General features: G+C 70.4%; 19 protein-coding genes and 1 pseudogene. 11 read left to right on the top strand and 9 right to left on the bottom strand.

Annotated features, from left to right (window positions below; all coding sequences use genetic code 11):
• Positions 1-40: 40 nt before the first annotated feature.
• The 8 genes from HCN51_RS12830 (at position 41) to HCN51_RS12795 (ending at position 9,205) form a co-directional block, all read left to right on the top strand.
• Positions 41-1,099 carry an MBL fold metallo-hydrolase gene (locus HCN51_RS12830; RefSeq protein WP_346433626.1) on the top strand — a complete coding sequence of 353 codons (1,059 nt, stop codon included), beginning with the start codon at positions 41-43 and terminating at the stop codon, positions 1,097-1,099.
• 54 nt (positions 1,100-1,153) lie between these two features.
• Positions 1,154-2,026, top strand: coding sequence for an SDR family oxidoreductase (locus tag HCN51_RS12825; RefSeq protein ID WP_168009880.1), 873 nt, complete (start codon positions 1,154-1,156; stop codon positions 2,024-2,026).
• 306 nt (positions 2,027-2,332) lie between these two features.
• Positions 2,333-3,490, top strand: a complete 1,158-nt coding sequence (locus HCN51_RS12820) for an ROK family transcriptional regulator (RefSeq protein ID WP_168009879.1) — start codon at positions 2,333-2,335, stop codon at positions 3,488-3,490.
• 13 nt (positions 3,491-3,503) lie between these two features.
• Complete coding sequence (locus HCN51_RS12815) at positions 3,504-4,988, top strand: sugar ABC transporter ATP-binding protein (protein ID WP_168009878.1); 1,485 nt, start codon at positions 3,504-3,506, stop codon at positions 4,986-4,988.
• Positions 4,988-5,977: an ABC transporter permease gene (locus HCN51_RS12810; RefSeq protein WP_080045383.1), complete on the top strand. Its 990-nt coding sequence runs from the start codon at positions 4,988-4,990 to the stop codon at positions 5,975-5,977. Before HCN51_RS12815 ends, HCN51_RS12810 begins: the two co-directional genes overlap by 1 nt.
• Positions 5,974-7,032: an ABC transporter substrate-binding protein gene (locus HCN51_RS12805; RefSeq protein WP_168009877.1), complete on the top strand. Its 1,059-nt coding sequence runs from the start codon at positions 5,974-5,976 to the stop codon at positions 7,030-7,032. Before HCN51_RS12810 ends, HCN51_RS12805 begins: the two co-directional genes overlap by 4 nt.
• 17 nt (positions 7,033-7,049) lie before the next feature.
• Positions 7,050-8,201: a Gfo/Idh/MocA family protein gene (locus HCN51_RS12800; protein ID WP_080045385.1), complete on the top strand. Its 1,152-nt coding sequence runs from the start codon at positions 7,050-7,052 to the stop codon at positions 8,199-8,201.
• Positions 8,198-9,205, top strand: a complete 1,008-nt coding sequence (locus HCN51_RS12795; RefSeq protein WP_080045386.1) for a sugar phosphate isomerase/epimerase family protein — start codon at positions 8,198-8,200, stop codon at positions 9,203-9,205. The genes HCN51_RS12800 and HCN51_RS12795 overlap by 4 nt, the downstream gene beginning before the upstream one ends.
• Before the next feature lie 43 nt (positions 9,206-9,248).
• Here the strand turns inward: HCN51_RS12795 and HCN51_RS12790 are convergent, their stop codons facing one another.
• Genes HCN51_RS12790 through HCN51_RS12780 form a run of 3 tightly spaced genes read right to left on the bottom strand, consistent with a single transcriptional unit; the run spans position 9,249 to position 11,003 of the window.
• A complete protein-coding gene (locus HCN51_RS12790; protein WP_080045387.1) occupies positions 9,249-10,334 on the bottom strand; it encodes a Zn-dependent alcohol dehydrogenase in 1,086 nt (361 codons plus the stop codon).
• A gap of 28 nt (positions 10,335-10,362) precedes the next feature.
• A complete protein-coding gene (locus HCN51_RS12785) occupies positions 10,363-10,554 on the bottom strand; it encodes a ferredoxin (protein WP_168009876.1) in 192 nt (63 codons plus the stop codon).
• Positions 10,551-11,003 (bottom strand): pyridoxamine 5'-phosphate oxidase family protein, encoded by a 453-nt coding sequence (locus HCN51_RS12780; protein WP_168009875.1) that lies wholly within the window; start codon positions 11,001-11,003, stop codon positions 10,551-10,553. The genes HCN51_RS12785 and HCN51_RS12780 overlap by 4 nt, the downstream gene beginning before the upstream one ends.
• 86 nt (positions 11,004-11,089) lie before the next feature.
• Between HCN51_RS12780 and HCN51_RS12775 the strand changes: the two genes are divergently transcribed.
• On the top strand, positions 11,090-11,719 hold the full coding sequence (locus tag HCN51_RS12775) for a class I SAM-dependent methyltransferase (protein WP_168009943.1): 630 nt from the start codon (positions 11,090-11,092) through the stop codon (positions 11,717-11,719).
• Between the two features lie 32 nt (positions 11,720-11,751).
• On the opposite strand, the pseudogene HCN51_RS62925 reads toward HCN51_RS12775, so the two are convergent.
• From HCN51_RS62925 to HCN51_RS12750, 5 genes and pseudogenes are all read right to left on the bottom strand, one after another.
• A pseudogene (locus HCN51_RS62925) lies at positions 11,752-12,117 on the bottom strand (zinc-binding dehydrogenase); the annotation flags it as partial.
• Between the two features lie 9 nt (positions 12,118-12,126).
• On the bottom strand, positions 12,127-13,095 hold the full coding sequence (locus HCN51_RS12765) for a DUF1702 family protein (protein ID WP_168009874.1): 969 nt from the start codon (positions 13,093-13,095) through the stop codon (positions 12,127-12,129).
• A 165-nt stretch (positions 13,096-13,260) separates the two neighbouring features.
• Positions 13,261-14,304, bottom strand: coding sequence for a glycoside hydrolase family 15 protein (locus HCN51_RS12760; RefSeq protein ID WP_168009873.1), 1,044 nt, complete (start codon positions 14,302-14,304; stop codon positions 13,261-13,263).
• On the bottom strand, positions 14,301-15,011 hold the full coding sequence (locus HCN51_RS12755) for a class I SAM-dependent methyltransferase (protein WP_346433625.1): 711 nt from the start codon (positions 15,009-15,011) through the stop codon (positions 14,301-14,303). Before HCN51_RS12755 ends, HCN51_RS12760 begins: the two co-directional genes overlap by 4 nt.
• A gap of 3 nt (positions 15,012-15,014) precedes the next feature.
• A complete protein-coding gene (locus HCN51_RS12750; protein WP_168009872.1) occupies positions 15,015-16,265 on the bottom strand; it encodes a glycosyltransferase in 1,251 nt (416 codons plus the stop codon).
• Between the two features lie 251 nt (positions 16,266-16,516).
• Between HCN51_RS12750 and HCN51_RS12745 the strand changes: the two genes are divergently transcribed.
• A complete protein-coding gene (locus tag HCN51_RS12745) occupies positions 16,517-17,596 on the top strand; it encodes a GDP-mannose 4,6-dehydratase (RefSeq protein ID WP_168009871.1) in 1,080 nt (359 codons plus the stop codon).
• A gap of 700 nt (positions 17,597-18,296) precedes the next feature.
• Complete coding sequence (locus HCN51_RS12740) at positions 18,297-19,061, top strand: DUF559 domain-containing protein (RefSeq protein WP_168009870.1); 765 nt, start codon at positions 18,297-18,299, stop codon at positions 19,059-19,061.
• A gap of 298 nt (positions 19,062-19,359) precedes the next feature.
• Here HCN51_RS12740 and HCN51_RS62240 read toward each other — a convergent pair whose 3' ends face one another.
• Entirely contained in the window at positions 19,360-20,544 is a 1,185-nt protein-coding gene (locus HCN51_RS62240; RefSeq protein WP_080047521.1) for a cytochrome P450, read from the bottom strand.
• Positions 20,545-20,817 lie beyond the last annotated feature (273 nt).

Here is a 20,817-nt window from a genome sequence, read left to right as displayed (position 1 = left end):
CAAGTAGAACATGATTCGGACGCAGAACTATATTCGGGTCGTGGCGAAATTCGTAGTGACCCCCGCCAACCCCGCCCAGCGGGAGGCGTGGGTCGGCGGGACGTTCCCCGAAGTCGAGCGGGTGCGTCCCGGCCTGTGGTCCGTTCCCGTCCCGATCCCGATCAACCCTCTCCGGTACGTGCTCGTCTACGTGCTGGAGCTGCCCGACGGCGTGGCCATCATCGACGCCGGGTGGAACACCGACGAGGCCTACGACGCGCTCGTGGCGGGCCTGGGCGTGGCCGGGTACGCGATCACGGACGTCAAGGGCGTCCTGGTCACCCACATCCACCCCGACCACTACGGCCTGGCGGGCCGCATCAGGGACAGCTCCGGCGCCTGGATCGCGCTGCACCCCGCCGACGCCCGCCTGGTCCGCGAGCGTTACGACGACGACGCCATCGACTCCCTCGTCCAGCGGGAGCGGGCGCTACTGCGCCGCTGCGGCGTCCCTGACCTGACGCTGGACGAGCTGGCCGGCGCCTCGATGATGATCAGGCACATGGTCTCGATGGCCAGGCCGGACCGGCTGGTGGAGGACGGCGACGACCTCGGCCTGCCGGGCTGGGACCTGCGGGCCATCTGGACGCCCGGCCACTCGCCGGGTCACCTGTGCTTCGTCTCGCCGGAGCGCAAGGTGCTGTTCTCCGGTGACCACGTCCTGGCGCGGATCACGCCCATCGTGGCCGTGCACCCGCAGTCGGGGCCGAACCCGCTGGCCGACTACCTCGACTCCCTGGACGCCGTGCGCAAGCTGGAGGTCGAGGAGGTGCTGCCCGCGCACGAGTACCGGTTCCTGGAGCTGGCCGAGCGGGTGGAGACGGTGCTGGCGCACCACGACGCCCGCCTCGCGGAGATCGAGCAGGTGGTCGGCGCGGCCGGCGCCGCCAACTGCTGGGACGTGGCCACCCGGCTGACGTGGTCGCGGCCGTGGGAGACGATCCCGCCGTTCATGCGGCGCTCGGCCAACAACGAGACGCTGGCTCATCTGGCGTGGCTGGAGGCCAAGGGGCGGGTGGTCAGGGAAGCGGGCGAGCCGGACCTGTGGCGGCTGCCCTGAGGCGGCTATCGTACAGGTGACCAGAATTTTGTTCTCCTCGGCTCGGGAGGTTCGATGCTTCGGTTCGATGACAGGGTCGCGATCATCACGGGGGCCGGGCACGGCCTGGGCAGGTCGCACGCGCTCCTGCTCGCCGAGCGGGGCGCCAAGGTCGTCGTCAACGACCTCGGCGGCGCGCTCGACGGCACCGGCGCCTCGACCGGCCCCGCGGCCGAGGTGGCCGACCTCATCACGAAGAACGGCGGCCAGGCCGTCGCCAACGCCGACGACGTCGCCACCCCCGAAGGCGCCCACGCCATCGTCCAGGCCGCGGTGGACGCGTTCGGCAAGGTCGACATCGTCGTCAACAACGCGGGCATCCTGCGCGACAAGTCGTTCGGGAAGATGACGGTCGAGGAGTTCGACGCGGTGCTGGCCGTGCACGTACGCGGCTCCTACCTCGTCAGCCAGGCCGCCTACCCGCTGATGAAGGCGGCCGGCTACGGCCGCGTCGTCAACACCTCCAGCCCCGCCGGCCTGTTCGGCAACTTCGGCCAGGCCAACTACTCCACGGCCAAGATGGGCCTGGTGGGCCTGACCAAGACGCTCGGGATCGAGGGGGCGCGTAACGGCATCAAGGCCAACGCGATCGCCCCCGTCGCCTGGACGCGGATGACCGAGGCGCTGCTGCCGGCCGAGTTCGAGGCCAAGTTCACGCCCGAGCGGGTCAGCGCGCTGGTCGCCTACCTCGTGCACGAGTCGTGCGAGGCGACCGGCGAGGTGTTCACGGTCGGGGGCGGCAAGGTGGCGCGGGTGTTCGTGGCCGAGGGGCCGGGGTGGAAGAGCGACGACCTGACGCCCGAGGCGATCGCGGACAACTGGGGGGCGGTCATGACCGAGCAGCCTTACGTGCTGACGGCGGCCGACTCCATGAAGTCGATGCTCTGACCGCCACGCCCGGCTGACCGCCACGCCCGGCTGACCGCCACGCCCGGCTGACCGCCACGCCCGGCTGACCGCCACGCCCGGCTGACCGCCACGCCCGGCCGCTCCGGCTGATCGCGGCGACCGGCGGCCATGTTCGAAGCGCCGGCTCCCGGTTCGGGGGTCGGCGCTTCCGCATACCTGGGTAAGTACCGAAATGTCGGCTTTTCTGGGCTAAAACCGGCCTTTGTTCGATCTTCGGCGGAAGTTGGGGGAGTTTGGTCGATCTCCGCTCTTGATTTGCCCCATCGGTGATCTTATTGTCGCGGCATGACCCCCCAGCCGGGCTCCGCCGGCGACGTGCTGACGCTGATCAGCGCGGGCTCCGCGACGACCCGATCCGATCTGGCGAGGCTCACCGGCCTGGCCCGCTCGACGATCTCCCAGCGCGTGGACGCGCTGATCGAGCGCGGCCTGGTCGAGGAGACCGAGAGCGGCGAGTCGACCGGTGGCCGCCCGCCGCGCCAGCTTCGCCTGCACACCGAGGACCACGCCTTCGCGGGCGTGGACCTGGGCGCCACCCACTGCCGGGTGGCCCTCATGGACATCTCGGGCAATGTGCTGGCCGAGTGCGAGGACGCGCTGCTGATCGGCGAGGGCCCGGAAAAGGTGCTCGCCCACGTGGACCAGCGGCTCGACCACCTGCTCGGCCAGGCGGGCCGGCCCAGGGCCGCGCTGCGGGCCATCGGGATCGGCGTGCCGGGGCCGGTGGAGTTCGCGACCGGGCGGCCGAACAACCCGCCGATCATGCCCGGCTGGAACGACTACCCCATCCCCGAGTACTTCGAGGGTGTCGAGGTGCTGGTCGACAACGACGTCAACGTGATGGCGCTGGGCGAGCACCGGGGCGCCTTCGCCGACACCAAGCACCTGCTGTTCGTCAAGGTCGGCACCGGCATCGGCTGCGGCATCATGGCCGCCGGCACCCTGCACAGAGGCGCGCAGGGCTCCGCCGGCGACATCGGCCACATCCGGGTCAGCGGCCACGAGGACGCCGGCTGCCGGTGCGGCAACAGCGCCTGCCTGGAAGCCGTGGCCGGCGGCGCCGCCATCGCGCGGCGGCTGACCGAGCTGGGCCTTCCGGCCGAGACCGGCGCCGACGTCGTGGCACTCGTCCAATCAGGAAACACCCAGGCGCTGCGCCTGGTCAGGGAGGCCGGCCGGCTCATCGGCGAGGTGCTGGCCAGCCTGGTCAACTTCTTCAACCCCGAGGTCATCGTGATCGGCGGCGCGCTGTCACGGGTGCACGAGCACCTGCTGGCAGGGATCAGGGAGACGGTCTACCGCAGGTCGCTCCCGCTGGCCACGCACCACCTGTCGATCACGCCGAGCCGTACGGGGATCAACGCCGCCGCGCTCGGCGCCGGGATCCTCGCCATCGAGCACTACCTGTCACCCGACAACATCAACCGCATCGTCAACGCCTGAAAGGGACCTCCCGATGCTGGTCATGAAGGGCATCGTCAAGCAGTTCCCCGGCGTGCGCGCGCTGGACGGGGTCGATCTGGACGTGCGGGCGGGCGAGGTTCACTGCCTGCTCGGCCAGAACGGCGCCGGCAAATCCACCCTGATCAAGGTGCTGGCCGGAGTTCACCAGCCGGACGAGGGCACGATCTCGTTCAACGGGGCGGAGGTGCGCCCCGGCAGCCCCATCGACGCCATCAAGCTCGGCTTCGCCACCATCTACCAGGAGCTGGATCTGGTGGACGGCCTCAGCGTGGCCGAGAACATCTTCCTCGGCCACGAGCACGCCCGCCTCGGCTTCGTCAACAGGGCGGCGGGCCGGCGGGCCGCCCGCGAGGTGCTGGAGCGCCTCGGCCATCCGGAGATCCGCCCTTCCACCGAGGTGGGGCGGCTGTCACCGGCGGCCAAGCAGGTCGTCTCCATGGCCCGCGCGCTCTCCCACGAGGCGAAGCTGATCATCATGGACGAGCCGTCGGCCGCGCTCGCCCACGACGAGGTCGACAACCTCTTCCGCATCATCCGCGAGCTGACCGCCCAGGGCGTGGCCGTGGTCTACATCTCCCACCGGCTGGAGGAGATCCGTGAGATCGGCGACCGCGTCACCGTGCTCAAGGACGGCCGCACGGTCGCGGTCGGGCTGCCCGCCCGCGACACGCCCACCACCCAGATCGTCTCGCTCATGACCGGCAGGAACGTCGAGTACGTCTTCCCGCCCAGGGGCGGCCGCGAGTTCGGCGAGGAGGTGCTCCGCGTCGAGAACCTGAGCTCGCCGGGCGTCTTCAAGGACGTCTCGTTCAGCGTCCGGGCGGGCGAGATCGTCGGCCTGGCCGGGCTGGTCGGCTCGGGCCGCTCGGAGATCCTGGAGGCCGTCTACGGCGCCCGCCCCCACACGGGCCGCGTCCTGCTCGACGGCCGCCAGGTGCGCCGCGGCGTGGTCGGCACCGTCAGGAGCGGCATGGGCCTGGCCCCCGAGGAACGCAAGGCGCAGGCCCTGCTCCTCGACCAGAGCGTCACGGCCAACATCACGCTGGGCACCCTGCCGGGGTTCGCCAGGTTCGGCTGGATCGACCGCAAACGGGAGCGGGACGAGGCCAAACGACTGTCCGAGATGCTGGACATCCGCCCGCCCGACCCCGAACGCCCGATCAGGACCCTGTCGGGCGGCAACCAGCAGAAGGCCGTGCTCGCCCGCTGGCTGCTCGGCGGGCGCAAGCTGCTGCTGCTCGACGAGCCCACCCGCGGCGTGGACGTGGGAGCCAGGGCCGAGCTGTACGCCGTCATCCACGACCTGGCCAAGCAGGGCATCGGGGTGCTGCTGGTCTCCAGCGAGGTGCCCGAGGTGCTGGGGCTGGCCGATCGCGTGCTGGTGCTGCGCGAGGGCGCGGTCATCCATGAGGGAGAGGCGACTGAGCTGGACGAGCACCGCGTACTGGACATGATCATGAATGGGAGGGCCGCGTGATGGGCGAGCCCACGACGAAGGCCGTACCGGCGCTGCCGTCCATCCGCGGCGTCGGCGAGATGCGGCATCTCGGCCTGGTCGGCGCGCTGGCACTGCTGGTCGTCGTCGGCCTGATCACCCGGCCCGACAACTTCCTGACCACCTCGAACCTCGTCAGCATCCTGTCGCTGGCGGCCACGATCGGCGTGATCACGGTCGGGGCCACGTTCGTCATCATCGGCGGCGGCATCGACCTGTCGGTCGGCGCGGTCATGGCGCTGGCCAGCGTGTGGGCCACGACCGTGGCCACGCAGTCGTACGGGCCGGTCGTCATGGCGATCTGCGCGATCCTCGTCGGCACCGGAGCGGGGCTGGTCAACGGCTGGCTGATCGCCTACGGGCGGTTGGTGCCGTTCATCGCCACGCTGGCCATGCTGGTGGCCGCGCGAGGGCTCGCGCAACGCATGTCGGACCGCAAGACCCAGCTCATCCAGGCCGACAACTCGGCCCTCGTGGACCTGTCGACGACGCGGCTGCTCGGCATCCCGCTGCTCGTCTACATCTTCGCGCTGGTCGTGGTGCTGGGCTGGATCGTGCTCAACCGCACGACGTTCGGGCGGCGCACGTACGCGGTCGGCGGCAACCCCGAGGCCGCCCGCCTGGCCGGCATCGACGTACGCAGGCACACCATGCTGCTGTACGCGCTGTCGGGCCTGTGCTGCGGCATCGCGGCCATCCTCATCATGGCGCGCACCACGACGGGCTCGTCCACCCACGGCGACCTGTACGAGCTGGACGCCATCGCCGCCGTCATCATCGGCGGCACGCTGCTCACCGGAGGCCGCGGCACGATCGTCGGCTCCATCCTGGGCCTGCTGATCTTCACCCTCATCACCAACCTCTTCATCCTCAACGGGCTCAACACCAGCGACCAGCTGATCGCCAAGGGCCTGATCATCGTCGTCGCCGTCCTTCTCCAGCGGCGGAATCTGAAGGAGAGAGCACCATGAGTGACAACGTCGCGCGCCGGGGATTCCTCATCGGCGGACTCGGCGGGGCCGCGCTGCTGGCGGCGGGCTGCACCAGCAACGAGCCCGCCGCGTCGAGCCCCACCAGCGCGGCCCCCGCCCCCGCCCAGGCGAGTGGCGGCAACGACCAGCCGGGCACGAAGGTGACGATCGGCTTCTCGGCCCCCGCGGCCGACCACGGCTGGATCGCGGCGATCGCCAAGAACGCCGAGGCCACCGCGAAGCAGTACACCGACATCGACTTCAAGCCGGTCGAGCCGACCAATGACATCAACCAGCAGATCTCCGCCGTGGAGACGCTCATCCAGGCCAAGGTGAACGCCCTGGTGATCCTGCCGAACGACGGCCAGCAGCTCAACCAGGTCGCGCTGCAGGCCACGGAGGCGGGCATCCCGGTCGTCAACCTCGACCGGATCTTCCCGGACAAGCTCGCCTACCGCACGTGGGTCGGCGGCGACAACTACGGCATGGGCGTGGCCGCCGGCCACTACATCGGCAAGCAGCTCAAGGACAAGGGCGTCTCGAACCCCGTCATCGTCGAGATCCAGGGCATCGCCACGCTGCCGCTGACGCAGGACCGCAGCAAGGGCTTCGCCGACGCGCTGAAGACGTACGGGTTCAGCGTGACGGCCAAGCAGGACGCCCAGTTCACCGTGGAGACCGGCAACGAGGTCGCCACGTCGCTGCTGCAGGCGCACAAGAAGATCGACGCGATGTGGAACCACGACGACGACCAGGGCGTCGGCGTGCTGGCGGCCATCAAGGAAGCCAGCCGCAACGAGTTCATCATGGTCGGCGGCGCCGGCTCGCTGAACGCGATGCGCGAGATCCAGTCGGGCAACTCCGTGCTGAAGGCCACCGTCACCTACTCGCCGACCATGGCCTCCTCGGCGATCAAGCTGGCGCGTCTGATAGCACAGGGGAAGGGCATGAGTGATCTGGTGGAGAACACGGTTCCCCAGTCCATCACGCTCGCGTCCGAGACCATTACCAAGGAGAACGTCGAGAAGTACCTGGCACTCGGCTTCGAATCCTGATCCTGATCGGGGGTTGCATGTCAGACAGAACCACCATCGGCGTGGGCATGGTCGGCTACGCCTTCATGGGCCGTGTCCACTCCCAGGCCTGGCGCAGCGTCGGAGCGTTCTTCGACCTGCCGGTGGCGCCGCGCATGGCGGTGCTCTCCGGCCGGTCGAAGGAGCGCACCGAGGCGGCCGCCGCGCAGCTCGGCTGGGCCGACATCGAGACGGACTGGAGAGAGCTGGTCAAGCGCGACGACGTGCAGATCGTCGACATCTGCACGCCCGGTGACTCGCACGCCGAGATCGCCATCGCCGCGTTGCAGGCCGGCAAGCACGTGATCTGCGAGAAACCGCTGGCCAACACCGTCGCCGAGGCCGAGGCCATGGTGGCGGCGGCCGCCGCGGCGACGGGCAAGAGCATGGTGGCCTTCAACTACCGGCGGGTGCCCGCGATCGCGCTGGCCCGCCGGTACGTCGAGGAGGGCCGGATCGGCGAGATCAGGCACGTCCGGGCACAGTACTTGCAGGACTGGATCGTCGACCCGGAGTTCCCGCTGGTCTGGCGGCTGCAGAAGGACAAGGCGGGCTCGGGCGCGCTCGGCGACATCGGCGCGCACATCGTCGACGCCGCCCAGTTCGTCACCGGCCAGAACGTCGTGGGCGTGTCGGCCCTGACCGAGACGTTCATCAAGGAGCGCCCGCTGGCGACCGAGTCCGCCGGGCTCGGCGCCACCGGGTCCAGCGCCAGGGGCGAGGTGACGGTCGACGACGCGGCACTGTTCATCGGCCGCATGTCGGGCGGCGCGGTGGCCTCGTTCGAGGCGACCCGCTTCGCCAACGGGCGCAAGAACGCCATGCGCCTCGAGATCAACGGCTCGCTCGGCAGCCTCGCCTTCGACTTCGAGGCCATGAACGAGCTGTGGTTCAGCGCGAACGGCGGCGGCTTCGAGCGGATCCTGGTCACCGAGCCCGACCACCCGTACGTCGGCGCCTGGTGGCCGCCCGGCCACGGCCTCGGCTACGAGCACACCTTCACCCACGAGATCAAGGACTTCCTGGAAGCGGTCGCCACGGGCGCCGACCCGTCGCCGTCGTTCGCCGACGGGCTGCGGGTGCAGCGCGTGCTGGAGGCGGTCGAGCGCAGCGCGGCTGACGGCAGCCGCTACACGAACGTGGAGGACTGATGCGACCCGTCACACTGTTCACCGGACAGTGGGCCGACCTGCCGTTCGAGGAGGTGTGCAGGCTGGCCTCCGAGTGGGGCTACGACGGCCTGGAGATCGCCTGCTCGGGCGATCACTTCGACGTGGCGCAGGCCGTGGCGGACCCCTCGTACGTGGAGCAGAAGCGCGCCCAGCTCGACAAGCACGGCCTGAAGGTCTGGACGATCTCCAACCACCTGGTCGGCCAGGCCGTCTGCGACCACCCCATCGACGAGCGGCACAAGGCCATCCTCCCGGCCCGCATCTGGGGCAACGGCGACCCCGAGTCGGTGCGCCAGGCCGCGGCCGAGGAGATGAAGAACACCGCCCGCGCCGCCGCGCTGCTCGGCGTGGACACCGTGGTGGGCTTCACGGGCTCCTCGATCTGGCACACGGTGGCGATGTTCCCGCCGGTGCCCGCCTCGATGATCGAGGCCGGGTACCAGGACTTCGCCGACCGCTGGAACCCGATCCTCGACGTCTTCGACGAGGTGGGCGTGCGCTTCGCCCACGAGGTGCACCCGAGCGAGATCGCCTACGACTACCACACCACCGTGCGCACGCTGGAGGCCATCGGCCACCGGCCCGCGTTCGGCCTCAACTGGGACCCGTCCCACATGGTGTGGCAGGACCTCGACCCGGTCGGGTTCATCCTCGACTTCGCCGACCGCATCTACCACGTCGACTGCAAGGACACCCGCGTGCGGGTCGGCGACGGCCGCAAGGGCCGCCTGTCGTCGCACCTGCCGTGGGCCGACATGCGCCGGGGCTGGGACTTCGTCTCGACCGGCCGCGGCGACGTGCCGTGGGAGGACTGCTTCCGCGCGCTCAACGCGATCGGCTACGAAGGCCCGATCTCGATCGAGTGGGAGGACGCCGGGATGGACCGGCTCGACGGGGCCAAGGAGGCGCTCGGCTACATCCGCAAGCTGAACTCCATCACCCCGCCGGCGACGGCCTTCGACGCCGCCTTCTCCACCGAGTAGCGGCTGGCGGGGCCGCCCCTTCGCGGGGGCGGCCCCGCTGCCGTCAGTCCATCAGGACGATCTGGCGCAGCACCTCGCCGCCCTTGAGCGCCGCGACCGCGTCGTTCAGGTCGGTCAGGCGGATGCGGGCGCTGATCATCGACTCCAGGTCCAGCAGGCCGGACTTGTGGAGCTTGGCGAAGTACGGGAAGTCGTGCCGGACGTCGGCCTCGCCGTACAGGCTGGACAGCAGGTTCTTGCCCTCGAACAGCAGGCTGAAGGCGGAGATGGAGACCGTGTCGTCCATCGCGCCGGCGCCGACGACGATCACGTCGCCGCCCTGCCGGGCGAGCTGCCACGTGGCCTGGATGGTGGCCGACTTGCCGACCACCTCGAAGGCGTAGTCGAAGCCGGCGCCGCCGGTGAGCTCGGCCAGCGCGCCCGGCACCTGCTCGGGGGTGACCGCGTGCGTGGCCCCGACCTTCCTGGCCAGCTCGTGCTTGGACTCCAGCGGGTCCACCGCCAGGATCGTGCGGGCCCCGGAGACCCGCGCCCCCTGGATGACGGACAGGCCGACGCCGCCGCAGCCGACCACCGCGACGGTCGAGCCGGGCCGCACCTTCGCGGTGTTGAGCACCGCGCCGACGCCGGTCGTGATGCCGCAGCCGATCAGCGCCGCCGCCTCCCACGACACGTCGTCGTCGATCTTGATCGCGCCCTGCCACGGCACGACGATCTCCTCGGCCCAGGTGCCGCACCCGGCCATCCCGAACACCGTGGAGCCGTCGCCGAGCCGGAAGTTGCCCTTGGTGAAGGACTCGACGACGTACTTCATGCACAGGAACGGCTGGCCGCCCACGCACAGCTCGCACTCCTGGCACGCCGGGCGCCAGCTGATGACGACGTGGTCGCCCGGCTTGACCGACGTGACGTGCTCGCCCACCTCGACCACCTCACCCGCGCCCTCGTGGCCGAGGATGAGCGGCACGGGCTGGGGCAGCACGCCGGTCATGGCCGACAGGTCGGAGTGGCAGACGCCCGTCGCCCTGATCCGGACGCGTACGTCCGCCGGCCCCACCGGGGCCAGGGTCACGTCGTCGCGGATGTCGAGCTTGTCGTTGCCTACGGCGTGCAGGATCGCGGCGCGCATGGGGGTTCCTCCTCGTGTTGCCTGCGGGCTATTCCTCGAGGGACAGAGCGGCTTTCGGGCAGGACCTGACCGCGTGGCGGACGCGGTCCTGCAACTCGGGGGGTGGTTCGGGCAGCAGGATGTGGAGCTGGTCGTCGTCGTCCACCTCGAACACTTCCGGCGCGAGCCCCATGCACACGGCGTTGGCCTCGCAGACCAGCTCGTCCACCTTGACCTTCATGTGAGCCTCCTGTGGTCCCATGAGACCACTTTCGTGCGCTCGACGACGTACGCAACCCGCTTGGCGCCGGTTTTCTCCACGTACGGGAGCAGCAGCTCGTCGGGTACGCCAGGAGTCATCCGGCGCGCGATCGCCAGGCCGATGGACAGGACCCGGTCGCGGTCGTCCACTCGGGCGGCCGTGCCGTACAGCAGGACGCCGCGCAGCTCGGCGTAGTCCTCGCCGGCCTCCACGAGGCAGCTCACGCGGGGGTCGCGGGCCAGGTTGCGGGTCTTCTGCGCCTTGGCGTAGGTCCAGAAGGCGATGCGGCCCTCGTCCAGGCCGTAGAACATGGTCACGAGGTGGGGGGTGCCGTCCGGGTTGATGGTGGCGAGCTGCAGCTTGCGCGAGCCCTCCAGGAAGGCGGTGACCTCGTCGTCCGGCATGGCGATGCGAGCGCGCTGATTCACGCTGCCAAGTAGAACAGGTTCCAGATCGGCCCGGCAAGAGCCGGTTGGAATGTTGTTCGGTTCGGCTAGGGTTCAGGGCTATGACGATGCCGTCAGAGCTGCTTTACGCGGCGAAGCACGCCAAGGGATTCATGCCGCCGGAAGAGGGCCTCGCCCTGTTCGAGGCCGCCTGCCGCTACGGCAAGCTCGGCCCCATCTGCGAGATCGGCACCTACTGCGGCAAGTCGGCCATCTACCTGGGCGCGGCCGCCCGGCAGAGCGGGTCCGTCGTCGTCACGGTGGACCACCACCGGGGCTCGGAGGAGATCCAGCCCGGCTGGGCCCACCACGACCCCACGCTGATGGACCCCCGGTTCGGGAAGATGGACTCCCTGCCGACGTTCCGCGCCACGATCGCCGCCGCCGGGCTGGAGGAGGAGGTGATCGCGATCGTCGGCAGGTCGGAGCGCGTCGCCGCGCTCTGGAACACGCCGCTGGGCATGCTGTTCATCGACGGCGGCCACTCCGAGGAGCCGGTGACCCGCGACTACGAGGGCTGGGCGCCGCACGTGCTGGGCGGCGGGGCGCTGGTCTTCCACGACGTCTTCCCCGACCCGGCCGACGGCGGTCAGGCGCCGTACCGGGTCTACCGGCGGGCGCTTGACTCCGGCGCGTTCGACGAGGTGGCGGTCACCGGCTCGCTGCGCGTCCTGGAGCGCGTCCGGCCCGGCATCTGATCAGTTCCGTATCTGATCAGTTCCGTATCTGATCAGTTCACCAGGACGATCCTGCCCGGCGCGTGGCGGCGCTCGCTCAGCTCGTGCGCGGCCGCGGCCTCGGTGAGCGGGAACGCCGCCGCGACCGGCACCCGCAGCCGCCCCCGCGCGGCGAGATCGGCCGCGATGGCCAGGCCGTGCACCGCCAGCGGGTCGGCCGCCGAGCCGGCGGCCGCGTCCCCGCCCGGCACGCCGTGCGACATGTGCACGCCGAGGGCCGCCGCGTCACGGTTGGGCGCGATCGTCACCACCCGGGACGGGTCGCCGGCGATCGCGATGAGGTCGGGCAGCGAGCCGCCCGCACAGTCGAACACAGCGTCCACCCCGCCGGGAGCCAGGGCCCGCACCCGCTCGGGCAGGCTGGGCGCTCAGTAGTGGTGGCGGCGCGTCCAGGAGCGGCGGATCTGCGACTGCCAGCTCCGGAAGTCCTCATGTGTGTGCGCCTCGTGGCCGAGCGCGATCAGCGCCCGGTCCGTCCACGAGGCCGCCTCCTCGGGGTCCGTGCCCGCCAGGATCGCCGCCGCCCGCGCCACGTGCTCCGGCGGCGCTCCCGAACGCAGCCGCGCCGCCACCGCGAACGCGCACCCCTGCGCCAGGTACGCGCGGAACCCGTCCGCCCCGGCGCGCTCGGTCAGCCACCACAGCTCCTCGGACTCCGCGCCGCCCGTGTACGCCGCCGCGAACCCCACCCCGCTCCACAGGTCGGCCCGCCGCGGGATCGGATACGCCCCGATCCGCGCCGAGACGTCCTCGGGCGCGCCCCCCTCGTGGTACCACAGCAGCCGCCCCAGCCCCTGGTCGAACACCGCGCAGTGCGCCCGCGTCAGCAGGTCCGGCATCGTCCGCTCGCCCACCATGCGGTCGGCCCTGGCCAGGCTCCACTGGAAGCCGAACCCGTCCACGGCCAGCCACCGCAGCAGCGGATGCGCCCGGCGCGCGCCCTGCGCCGGGCGCAGCCGCAGCAACGCGTAGCCGCGGCCGGCGCCCAGGTAGGCGGCGTGGCGGTGATGCCGGGCGGGGCCGGCCAGTAGCTCGTGAAGGCGCCGGCCCCGGGTCAGGGTGAGCAGGTCGAGGACCGTGCAGGCCGCCGCGGCCCCCTCGTAGGCGAAGGGGCGCTGGTCCTCCCGCAGCTCCTCGATCTTCTCGGCTTCTCGTGACACCACCGCGTTGTAGCCGAACACGTACGAACGCTCGGAGGCCGTGAAGACCGTCGGTGCGGTGCCGCTCCGGTTCCGGAACCTGCGCCGGCTCAGGTCCGACTCCTCCGGGCCCTTGGCGAGCAGCCGCCGCAGCCCCTTGATCTCCGAGAGTGTCGGCTCGGTCCCGGCCTGGTCCAAGAACGATGGTGTGCCCGTGTCGCCCACGCTTCCCCCGAAGACGCCTCGTACGTCACTCAGAAGCTAGTAAGCCCGCTGAGCGACGCATCGGCGGCGCACCGGACGTCGCGGGCAAAGAACCCGCAAAAGCGGTTGTGCGGGCGCCTCAGAGCCCTTCCGCTGCTTTTAGAGCCCTTCCGTCCGTACGGCGGCGCAGCCGCACACCTCCGGGTCGAACACGGCCGTCCCGACGATGTCGCGGAACAGCCCGGCCCCCGGCGAGAGCCCGAGCAGCGCGTCGGCCGCCAGGACCACCGCGGCGGCGGTGTAGCCGGAGCGCTCGTGCGGGAAGTGCTTGCGGTTGGCGAACTGCCAGCCCGTCCAGTACGAGCCGTCGTCGTGCCGCAGGTGCTGCATGTCGGCGAAGAGCGTACGGGCCCGCTCACCGTCGCCGAGCGCGTCGAGCGCCAGCACCAGCTCGCACGTCTCGGCCCCCGTCACCCACGGCTGGTCGGAGACGCACCGGATGCCCAGCCCCGGCACCACGAACGTGGCCCACTCGCGTTCCAGCAGCTCGAACGCCTGCTGCCCGCGCACCGCGCCGCCCAGCACCGGGTAGTACCAGTCCATGGAGTAGCGGCTCTTGTCGGCGAACGCCTCGGGGTGGGCCGCCAGCACGTGCGCCAGCCGGTCGGCGGCCAGCTCCCAGTGCGGCTGCGGGTCGCCCAGGTGCTCGGCCAGCAGCACGCCACAGCGCAGCCCCTGGTGGATGGAGGAGCAGCCGGTCAGCAGCGCGTACGTCGCGGCCGTGCCGTGCGCGTCGCGCTCCCAGACGATCTCGCCGCGCTCGGTCTGCAGCCCCGCCACGTAGTCGAGCGCGGCCTTGACCATCGGCCAGCTCTCCTCGGTGAAGCGCCGGTCGCCGGTGACGAGGTGGTGGTGCCAGACGCCGACGGCGAGGTAGGCGGCGTGGTTCGTCTCGCCGTTCGACTCCGACGGCACACCATCGACGATCTTGCTCGGCCAGGAGCCGTCGGGGCGCTGGTGGCGGGCCAGCCAGGCGTAGCCGCGGCGCACCGGCTCGTCGAGACCCGCCACGGACATCGCCATCAGGCACTCGACGTGGTTCCACGCGTCCACGTGGCCCTCCGGCCAGGGCACGCCGCCGTCGTCCTGCTGGATCGCGGCGATGCTCTCGGCCGTGCGGACGACCTCCTCGCGGGAGATCATGGCTTCTTGACGTACAGGACCACGCTCTTGCCGATGATCGGGTTGAGCACGGCCTCGGCGATCCTGGTGGCGGCGGGCCGCTTCATGATGTCCCAGACCAGCAGCTCGTGGTACGCCTTGGCGAGCGGGTGGTCGTCGTTGTTGACGCCGACCGCGCACTTGATCCACCAGTAGGGCGCGTGCAGGCCGTGAGCGTGGTGGTGCGGCCCGATCTCGAAGCCGGTGGACTTCAGCTTGGCCGACAGCTCCGCCAGCGTGTAGATGCGGACGTGGCCGCCGGGAGCGGTGTGGTAGTCCTCGTCCAGTGCCCAGCAGATGCGCTCGGGCAGGAAGGCCGGCACGGTCACGGCCGCCGTGCCGCCCGGCTTCAGCACCCGGAAGATCTCGCGCATGGCCGCCATGTCGTCGGGGATGTGCTCCAGCACCTCCGCCGCGATGACGCGGTCGAAGCTGCCGTCCTCGAACGGCATGTCCAGCGCGGTGCCCTGGACCGTCTCGCCGGTGGCGCCGTCGGGCACCTCGCCCGCCTTGTCCATGGCCGTGAACATGTTCGCCACGGTGTCCAGCTCCGACTGGTCCATGTCGAACGCGACCACGTCCGCGCCCCGGCGCAGCGCCTCGAAGGCGTGCCTGCCGCCGCCGCAGCCCAGGTCGAGCACGCGCACGCCCGGGCCCACCGGCAGCCGGGCGAAGTCCACCGTCAGCACTGGTCAGACTCTCCTCTTGTGGTTCTCGATGGCCTCGTGGTACGCCTCGACGGTCCGCTTGGCCACGACGTGCCAGGTGTAGCGCTCCATGACCCGGTCGTATCCGGCCTTGCCCACCCGCTCGCGCTCTTCCGGCGAGTCGTGCAGGCGGCGCAGCACCGCGGCCAGCTCCTCCGGGTCGCCCGGCGGCACCTGGACGGCCGCGTCGCCGACCACCTCGGGCAGCGCGCCCGTACGGCTGGCGACCAGCGGCGTGCCGCACGCCATGTGCTCCACGGCGGGCAGCGAGAAGCCCTCGTACAGGGACGGCACGACCGAGATCTCCGAGGTGGCGATCAGCTCGCCCAGCTCGTCGTCGGAGATGCCGTGCACGAACCGCACGCGGTCCTGCAGCGACAGCTCCTGCACGAGCTGCTCGGTGGGGCCGCCCGGCGTGGGCTTGCTGACGACGGTCAGGTTCACGTCGCGCTCGGTGGCCAGCTTCGCCACCGCGCGCAGCAGCGTCGCGACGCCCTTCATGGGGGAGTCGGCGCTGGCCACCGCCACGATCGAGCCCTTCCGCCTCGGCTTGTCCGGGCGCGGGTGGAAGTAGCGGGTGTCGACGCCGAGCGGGATCAGGCGCATGTTCGCCTGGGGGACGTTGAAGTCGCGGTGGATGTCGGCCAGCGACGACTCGCTGACGGTCAGGATCGGGCTCAGCCGGGGGGCGACGCGCGACTGCATCTTCACGAAGCCGTACCAGCGGCGCATGGTCAGCTTCTTGGCGCCCTCGGCGGCCTCCAGCTCGATGCGCCGGTCGACGCTGATCGGGTGGTGGATGGTGCCGACCACGGGGAACAGCTTCTGGATGCCGAGCAGGCCGTACCCGAGGGTCTGGTTGTCCTGCACGACGTCGAAGTCGCCGACGCGCTTCTTCAACTCGCGGTAGGCGCGCAGCGTGAACGTCAGCGGCTCGGGGAAGCCGGCCGTCCACATGGTGCCGACTTCCAGCCAGTCGATCCAGTCGCGGTATTCGTGCAGCTTGGGCGTTCTGAACGGGTCTTCGTCGCGGTAGAGGTCGAGGCTGGGCACCTTCCGGAGGATGACGCCCTCGTCCAGCTCGGGATACGGCTGGCCGGAGAACACCTCCACGTGGTGCCCCAGGGCGACCAGCTCCCGGCTCAGATGGCGGAGGTAGACCCCCTGACCGCCACAGGTGGGCTTGCTGCGGTAGGACAGAAGCGCGATCCGCAGCGTTCGCTCCCGCACGGACACCCCTTTCTCCGCCGGTAGGGCCCGGATCCGGGCGTGTACCGTGAAAGATGACCTTAGTCCGAGAAGGCTACCATTCGGTAGGTCGGCTGGAATTGTTCACAATGACCGTTGCAGGGCGTGCGAACTGCGACATTGCTGTAACCGAGCGTGGTTCGGTGGAACGTGTTCTATGTCGCCTGATGTCCTTGTGAGGTGCTTAGCTGTACATTCCCGTCTCAAAGGGACAGGGCAGGCGATAGTTGGAGGACCCCTTGGCCAGGCGCGCTCTGATCACCGGCATCACCGGCCAGGACGGTTCCTACCTGGCGGAGCACCTGCTCCAGCAGGGGTACGAGGTCTGGGGGCTGGCCCGGGGACAGGCGAACCCGCGCGTGTCGCGCATGCGCAAGCTGCTCGCCGACGTCCGCGTGGTGCGCGGTGATCTCCTCGACCAGGGGTCGCTGATCTCCGCCGTCGAACGGGTGCAGCCGGACGAGGTGTACAACCTCGGAGCGATCTCGTTCGTGCCCATGTCGTGGGAGCAGGCCGAGCTCACCGCCGAGGTGACCGGGATGGGCGTGCTGCGCATGCTGGAGGCGATCCGGGTGTGCTCGGGCGTGTCGCGCGGCGGCGCTGGGAGCTCTGCCGGCGGCGGCGGGGGCGCTGGGGGCGCTGGGGGCTCTGCTGGGGGCGGTGGGGGACAAATCCGCTTTTATCAGGCTTCCTCCTCCGAGATGTTCGGCCAGGTCACCGAAACCCCCCAGAACGAGCGCACCGCCTTCCACCCCCGCTCCCCGTACGGGGTCGCCAAGGCGTACGGGCACTTCCTCACCCAGAACTACCGCGAGTCGTACGGCATGTTCGCCGTGTCCGGCATCCTGTTCAACCACGAGTCGCCGCGGCGCGGCGCCGAGTTCGTCACCAGGAAGGTCTCGCTCGGGGTGGCCCGCATCAAGCTCGGCCTGGCCACCGAGCTGCGGCTCGGCAACCTGGAGGCCCGCCGCGACTGGGGCTACGCCGGCGACTACGTCCAGGCCATGCACCTGATGCTCCAGGCCGACAAGCCCGAGGACTACGTCATCGGCACCGGCCGCATGAAGTCGGTCAGGGAACTGGTGCAGGCCGCCTTCGACGCCGCCGGCCTGGACTGGGAGCAGTACGTCGTCACCGACCAGACCCTCCACCGCCCCGCCGAGGTCGACCTGCTGTGCGCCGACCCGAAGAAGGCGCGGGCGCAGCTCGGCTGGGAGCCCCGGGTGTCGTTCGACGAACTGGTGGCCATGATGGTGGAGGCCGACCTGCGGCTCCTCACGGACGGCGGCGACCCCCACGACGACAGCTCCTGGCCCTGACCTCGCCGGGGCAGCGCTCCCCGCCCTGTGATTCTCGTCACTCTCGCCCTTCAGGGAGGGGACGCCCTTCGGAGCATCCCTTCGGGACGGCACGCCCTCGGAGCCGCCCTAAGGGAGGGCGCGTCCTCCCAGCATCTTCAAGGGAGGGCACGCCTTCGGAACATCTCTCAGGGGGCGCGCCTTCGAAGCAGCCGGCCCGGCGTGGAGCGCGAAACCGGGGCCGAACCATGCGGGCGCCATCCCGTTCGTCTGTGGACAAGCTCCCTCATCCACAGAACCGTGTTCGGCGCCTGCCGGCTGAGCGTGGCTGAGGCACCCTCCCACCATGACCTCACCGACACCCCCACCCTCACCTCCGCCACCCCCGCCCTCGCCTCCGCCGCTCTCGTCATCCCAGCCGTCGCTGCGGGGCACGCCCGTTGCCTCGCCGCTGACGCCTCCGCTCCTGGCACCCGCGCCGCCGCCTTCGGCGCGCCCGCGTTCGTTCGCGCAGTCCCAGCCTCGGCCGCCCTCGCCGTCGCAGCCGTCGCCCGACTCGCCGTCCCAGCGTTCGTCATCGGGCACGCCTGCCGCATCGCTCTCCCTCCTGAAGCGTGCCCGCCGGGCGACCCGGGCAGTGCCGGAGGCCGTCGTCTGCCGTCAGACGGCGGCCCACATCTGGGGGGTCAAAACGCTCTCCACGCCGGAGGAGGAGTGGCCGGTGGAGTTGATCGCCCCGAGTGATCTCGCGATCCCCGGCTGCGTCACCTACCCGGCACCTCTCCCCGAAGAGGACATCACCGAGCACCAGGGCGTTCGTCTCACCACCATGGACCGCACGGCCCTCGACTGCGCCCGCTGGCTGCCGCGCATGGTTGCCGTGGCCACCCTCGACCAGTTCGCCCGCCGGGGCGTGGACCTCGAGGCGCTGTGGCACCGTCCGCTCAACACCTGGGGCCTCCGGGAAACCCTCAGCCTCGTCGACCGAGGCGCGGCCTCTCCGAGGGAGAGCTGGCTCAGAGTCATCCTGACCGACGGGGGCCTCCCCAGACCCACCACCCAGATCAGGGTGGACCTGGGCGATGACCGGTTCGCCTATCTCGACCTGGGCTGGGAGGAGTTCAAGGTCGCCGTGGAGTACGACGGCCAGGAGCACCACACGTCACCCGCCGACCAGCAGCACGACACAGACCGCCGCGAGGAGCTGCGCCGGCGTGGGTGGCGCGTGATCGCCGTCCGCCGAGACGTCATCCCCGGCCAGATCGCCGACCTCCTGCAACACGTGGCGAACGCCCTGATCGAATCCGGCTGGCAACCGAGCCCGCAACGCACGATCCGCATCCTGAGCCGCATCCGCGCCGCCCGCCGCAGCCGCCGCTACCGCTTACCCTCCCTCGCCCCGCACTCACGGGCCGCACCCACGGGCCGTGTCCTCGGGCCGTGTCCTCGGGCCGTGTCTCGTCCTCGCGTCTCGCTCTCGCCCTAGACTCACGCACGCCCTCGTCCCGTCCCCTTGTCTCGCACCCCCCGACCCACGCCCTGATCTCGTGTCGCCGGCCCCGGCCCTCGCCTCGCGCCGTCAGACCACGCTTTCAACGTGGGTTCTCGGCGCGAGTCACCCATCCGTCGCGCTGACCGCCTCCTCGACCTGTGCCGTCGACCTGCCTAGCCGTGCCGCCCGGAGAGTTCGTGATCCCGCCACCGACGATGACGATCACTCACAGTCCTTGGGTCGGACAGGTGGCCCCGCATTCGTGCTCCTCAACAGAGCACCAGACAGATGATCAGCCGATGGTCACGGGCAGTTCCTTGATGCCGTTGATGAAGTTGGAGCGCAGGCGTCGGGCCTCGCCTGTCTGGCGGAGGCGGGGGTGGCGGCGGGCCAGTTGCTCGAAGAGGACGCGGAGTTCGAGCTTGGCGAGGTGGTTGCCCAGGCAGAAGTGGGCCCCGCCCCCGCCGAAGCCGATGTGGGGGTTGGGGTCGCGGCCGATGTCGAAGGTGTCGGCGTTGGGGAAGACGGAGGAGTCGCGGTTGGCGGAGGAGTAGAAGACCACGACCTTGTCGTTCTCCTTGATCTCCTGGCCGCCCAGCACCTGGTCGGTGGTCGAGGTGCGTCTGAAGAGGTTGACGGGGGAGACCCAGCGGACGATCTCGTCCGCGGCCGTCTTCGCGAGGGTCGGGTCGGCGACGAGCCGGGCCCACTGGTCGGGGTGCTCGAAGAGCGCGAGCATGCCGCCGGAGGCCCCGTTGCGGGTGGTCTCGTTGCCGGCCACCACCAGGAGGAGGACGAAGAGGTCGAACTCGTCCTCGCTGAGAGTTTCGCCGTGCTCGTCCGGCTGGAGGAGCTTGGTGACGATGTCGTTCTTGGGGTTGGCCTTGCGCTGGGCGGCGAGCTGGTTGGCGTAGGCGTAGACCTCCATGGCGGCGCCGGAGCCCTCTTCGGGGCTGGCGGCGTAGTCGGGGTCCTGGGAGCCGATCATGCGGTTCGACCAGTTGAACAGCTTGTCGCGGTCGGTTGCCGGGGCGCCGAGCAGCTCGCAGATCACGTAGAGGGGCAGGGGCGCGGCGACTTCGGTGACGAAGTCGATCTCGCCGGTCAGCTTGTCGAGGAGGTCGTCGCAGATGTCGCGGATGTGCTGTTCGAGTGCGCCGATCGTGCGGGGGGTGAAGCCGCGGTTGACCAGCGAGCGGCGCCTCGTGTGCTCGGGCGGGTCCTGGTTGAGCATCATGAGGCGCTGGAGGGCGATCTGGTCCTCGGGGAGGTCTTCGAAGAGGGCGAGCTTACGGTGGGAGGAGAAGAGGTCGGAGTGCCGTGACACGTGCACGACGTCCTCGTAGCGCGTCACGGCCCAGAACCCGGGGTCGCCCTCGTGCCAGTGGATGGGGGAGTGCGCGCGTAGCCAGGCGAGCTGGTCGTGGGGTGGGCCGGCGTTCGCGTAAATGTCCCTGTCGACAAGGTCGATGTGCACGCGGGTCACCTCTTGATCAAGCGCTTGGTTAGGCCTATCTGAAACGTGTTCTATTACGGCGCTGTACGGTCGTCAAGGACGGGCATCGATCGTTCCTGATGAGTTCTGCCCTAAATCGCCTCTGGCCTGCACTTATCCCACCAACCTCGGTCATCGAGGTCGCCCTCGTCGCGGGTCCGTGTTCTCCCGCCGGTCCATGCTCTCCCGCCGGTCCATGTCCTCCCGCCGGTCCGCGTCCTCCCTGCCTCCGTGTCCTCCCGCCTCTGTGTCCTG

Origin of the sequence: Nonomuraea composti (assembly GCF_012034275.1) — a bacterium.
Lineage (GTDB): Bacteria > Actinomycetota > Actinomycetes > Streptosporangiales > Streptosporangiaceae > Nonomuraea > Nonomuraea composti.
The sequence above is the reverse complement of the archived record's forward strand: the minus strand, read 5'-3'. Positions and strand labels throughout refer to the sequence as shown.

What these genes read in the sequence shown, in the direction of transcription:
- HCN51_RS12825 (WP_168009880.1), top strand. Translation starts at nt 1,154, where the DNA reads ATGCTTCGGTTCGATGACAGGGTCGCGATCATCACGGGGGCCGGGCAC.
- HCN51_RS12820 (WP_168009879.1), top strand. Translation starts at nt 2,333, where the DNA reads ATGACCCCCCAGCCGGGCTCCGCCGGCGACGTGCTGACGCTGATCAGC.
- HCN51_RS12815 (WP_168009878.1), top strand. Translation starts at nt 3,504, where the DNA reads ATGCTGGTCATGAAGGGCATCGTCAAGCAGTTCCCCGGCGTGCGCGCG.
- HCN51_RS12810 (WP_080045383.1), top strand. Translation starts at nt 4,988, where the DNA reads ATGGGCGAGCCCACGACGAAGGCCGTACCGGCGCTGCCGTCCATCCGC.
- HCN51_RS12805 (WP_168009877.1), top strand. Translation starts at nt 5,974, where the DNA reads ATGAGTGACAACGTCGCGCGCCGGGGATTCCTCATCGGCGGACTCGGC.
- HCN51_RS12800 (WP_080045385.1), top strand. Translation starts at nt 7,050, where the DNA reads ATGTCAGACAGAACCACCATCGGCGTGGGCATGGTCGGCTACGCCTTC.
- HCN51_RS12790 (WP_080045387.1), bottom strand. Translation starts at nt 10,334, where the DNA reads ATGCGCGCCGCGATCCTGCACGCCGTAGGCAACGACAAGCTCGACATC.
- HCN51_RS12785 (WP_168009876.1), bottom strand. Translation starts at nt 10,554, where the DNA reads ATGAAGGTCAAGGTGGACGAGCTGGTCTGCGAGGCCAACGCCGTGTGC.
- HCN51_RS12775 (WP_168009943.1), top strand. Translation starts at nt 11,090, where the DNA reads ATGCCGTCAGAGCTGCTTTACGCGGCGAAGCACGCCAAGGGATTCATG.
- HCN51_RS12760 (WP_168009873.1), bottom strand. Translation starts at nt 14,304, where the DNA reads ATGATCTCCCGCGAGGAGGTCGTCCGCACGGCCGAGAGCATCGCCGCG.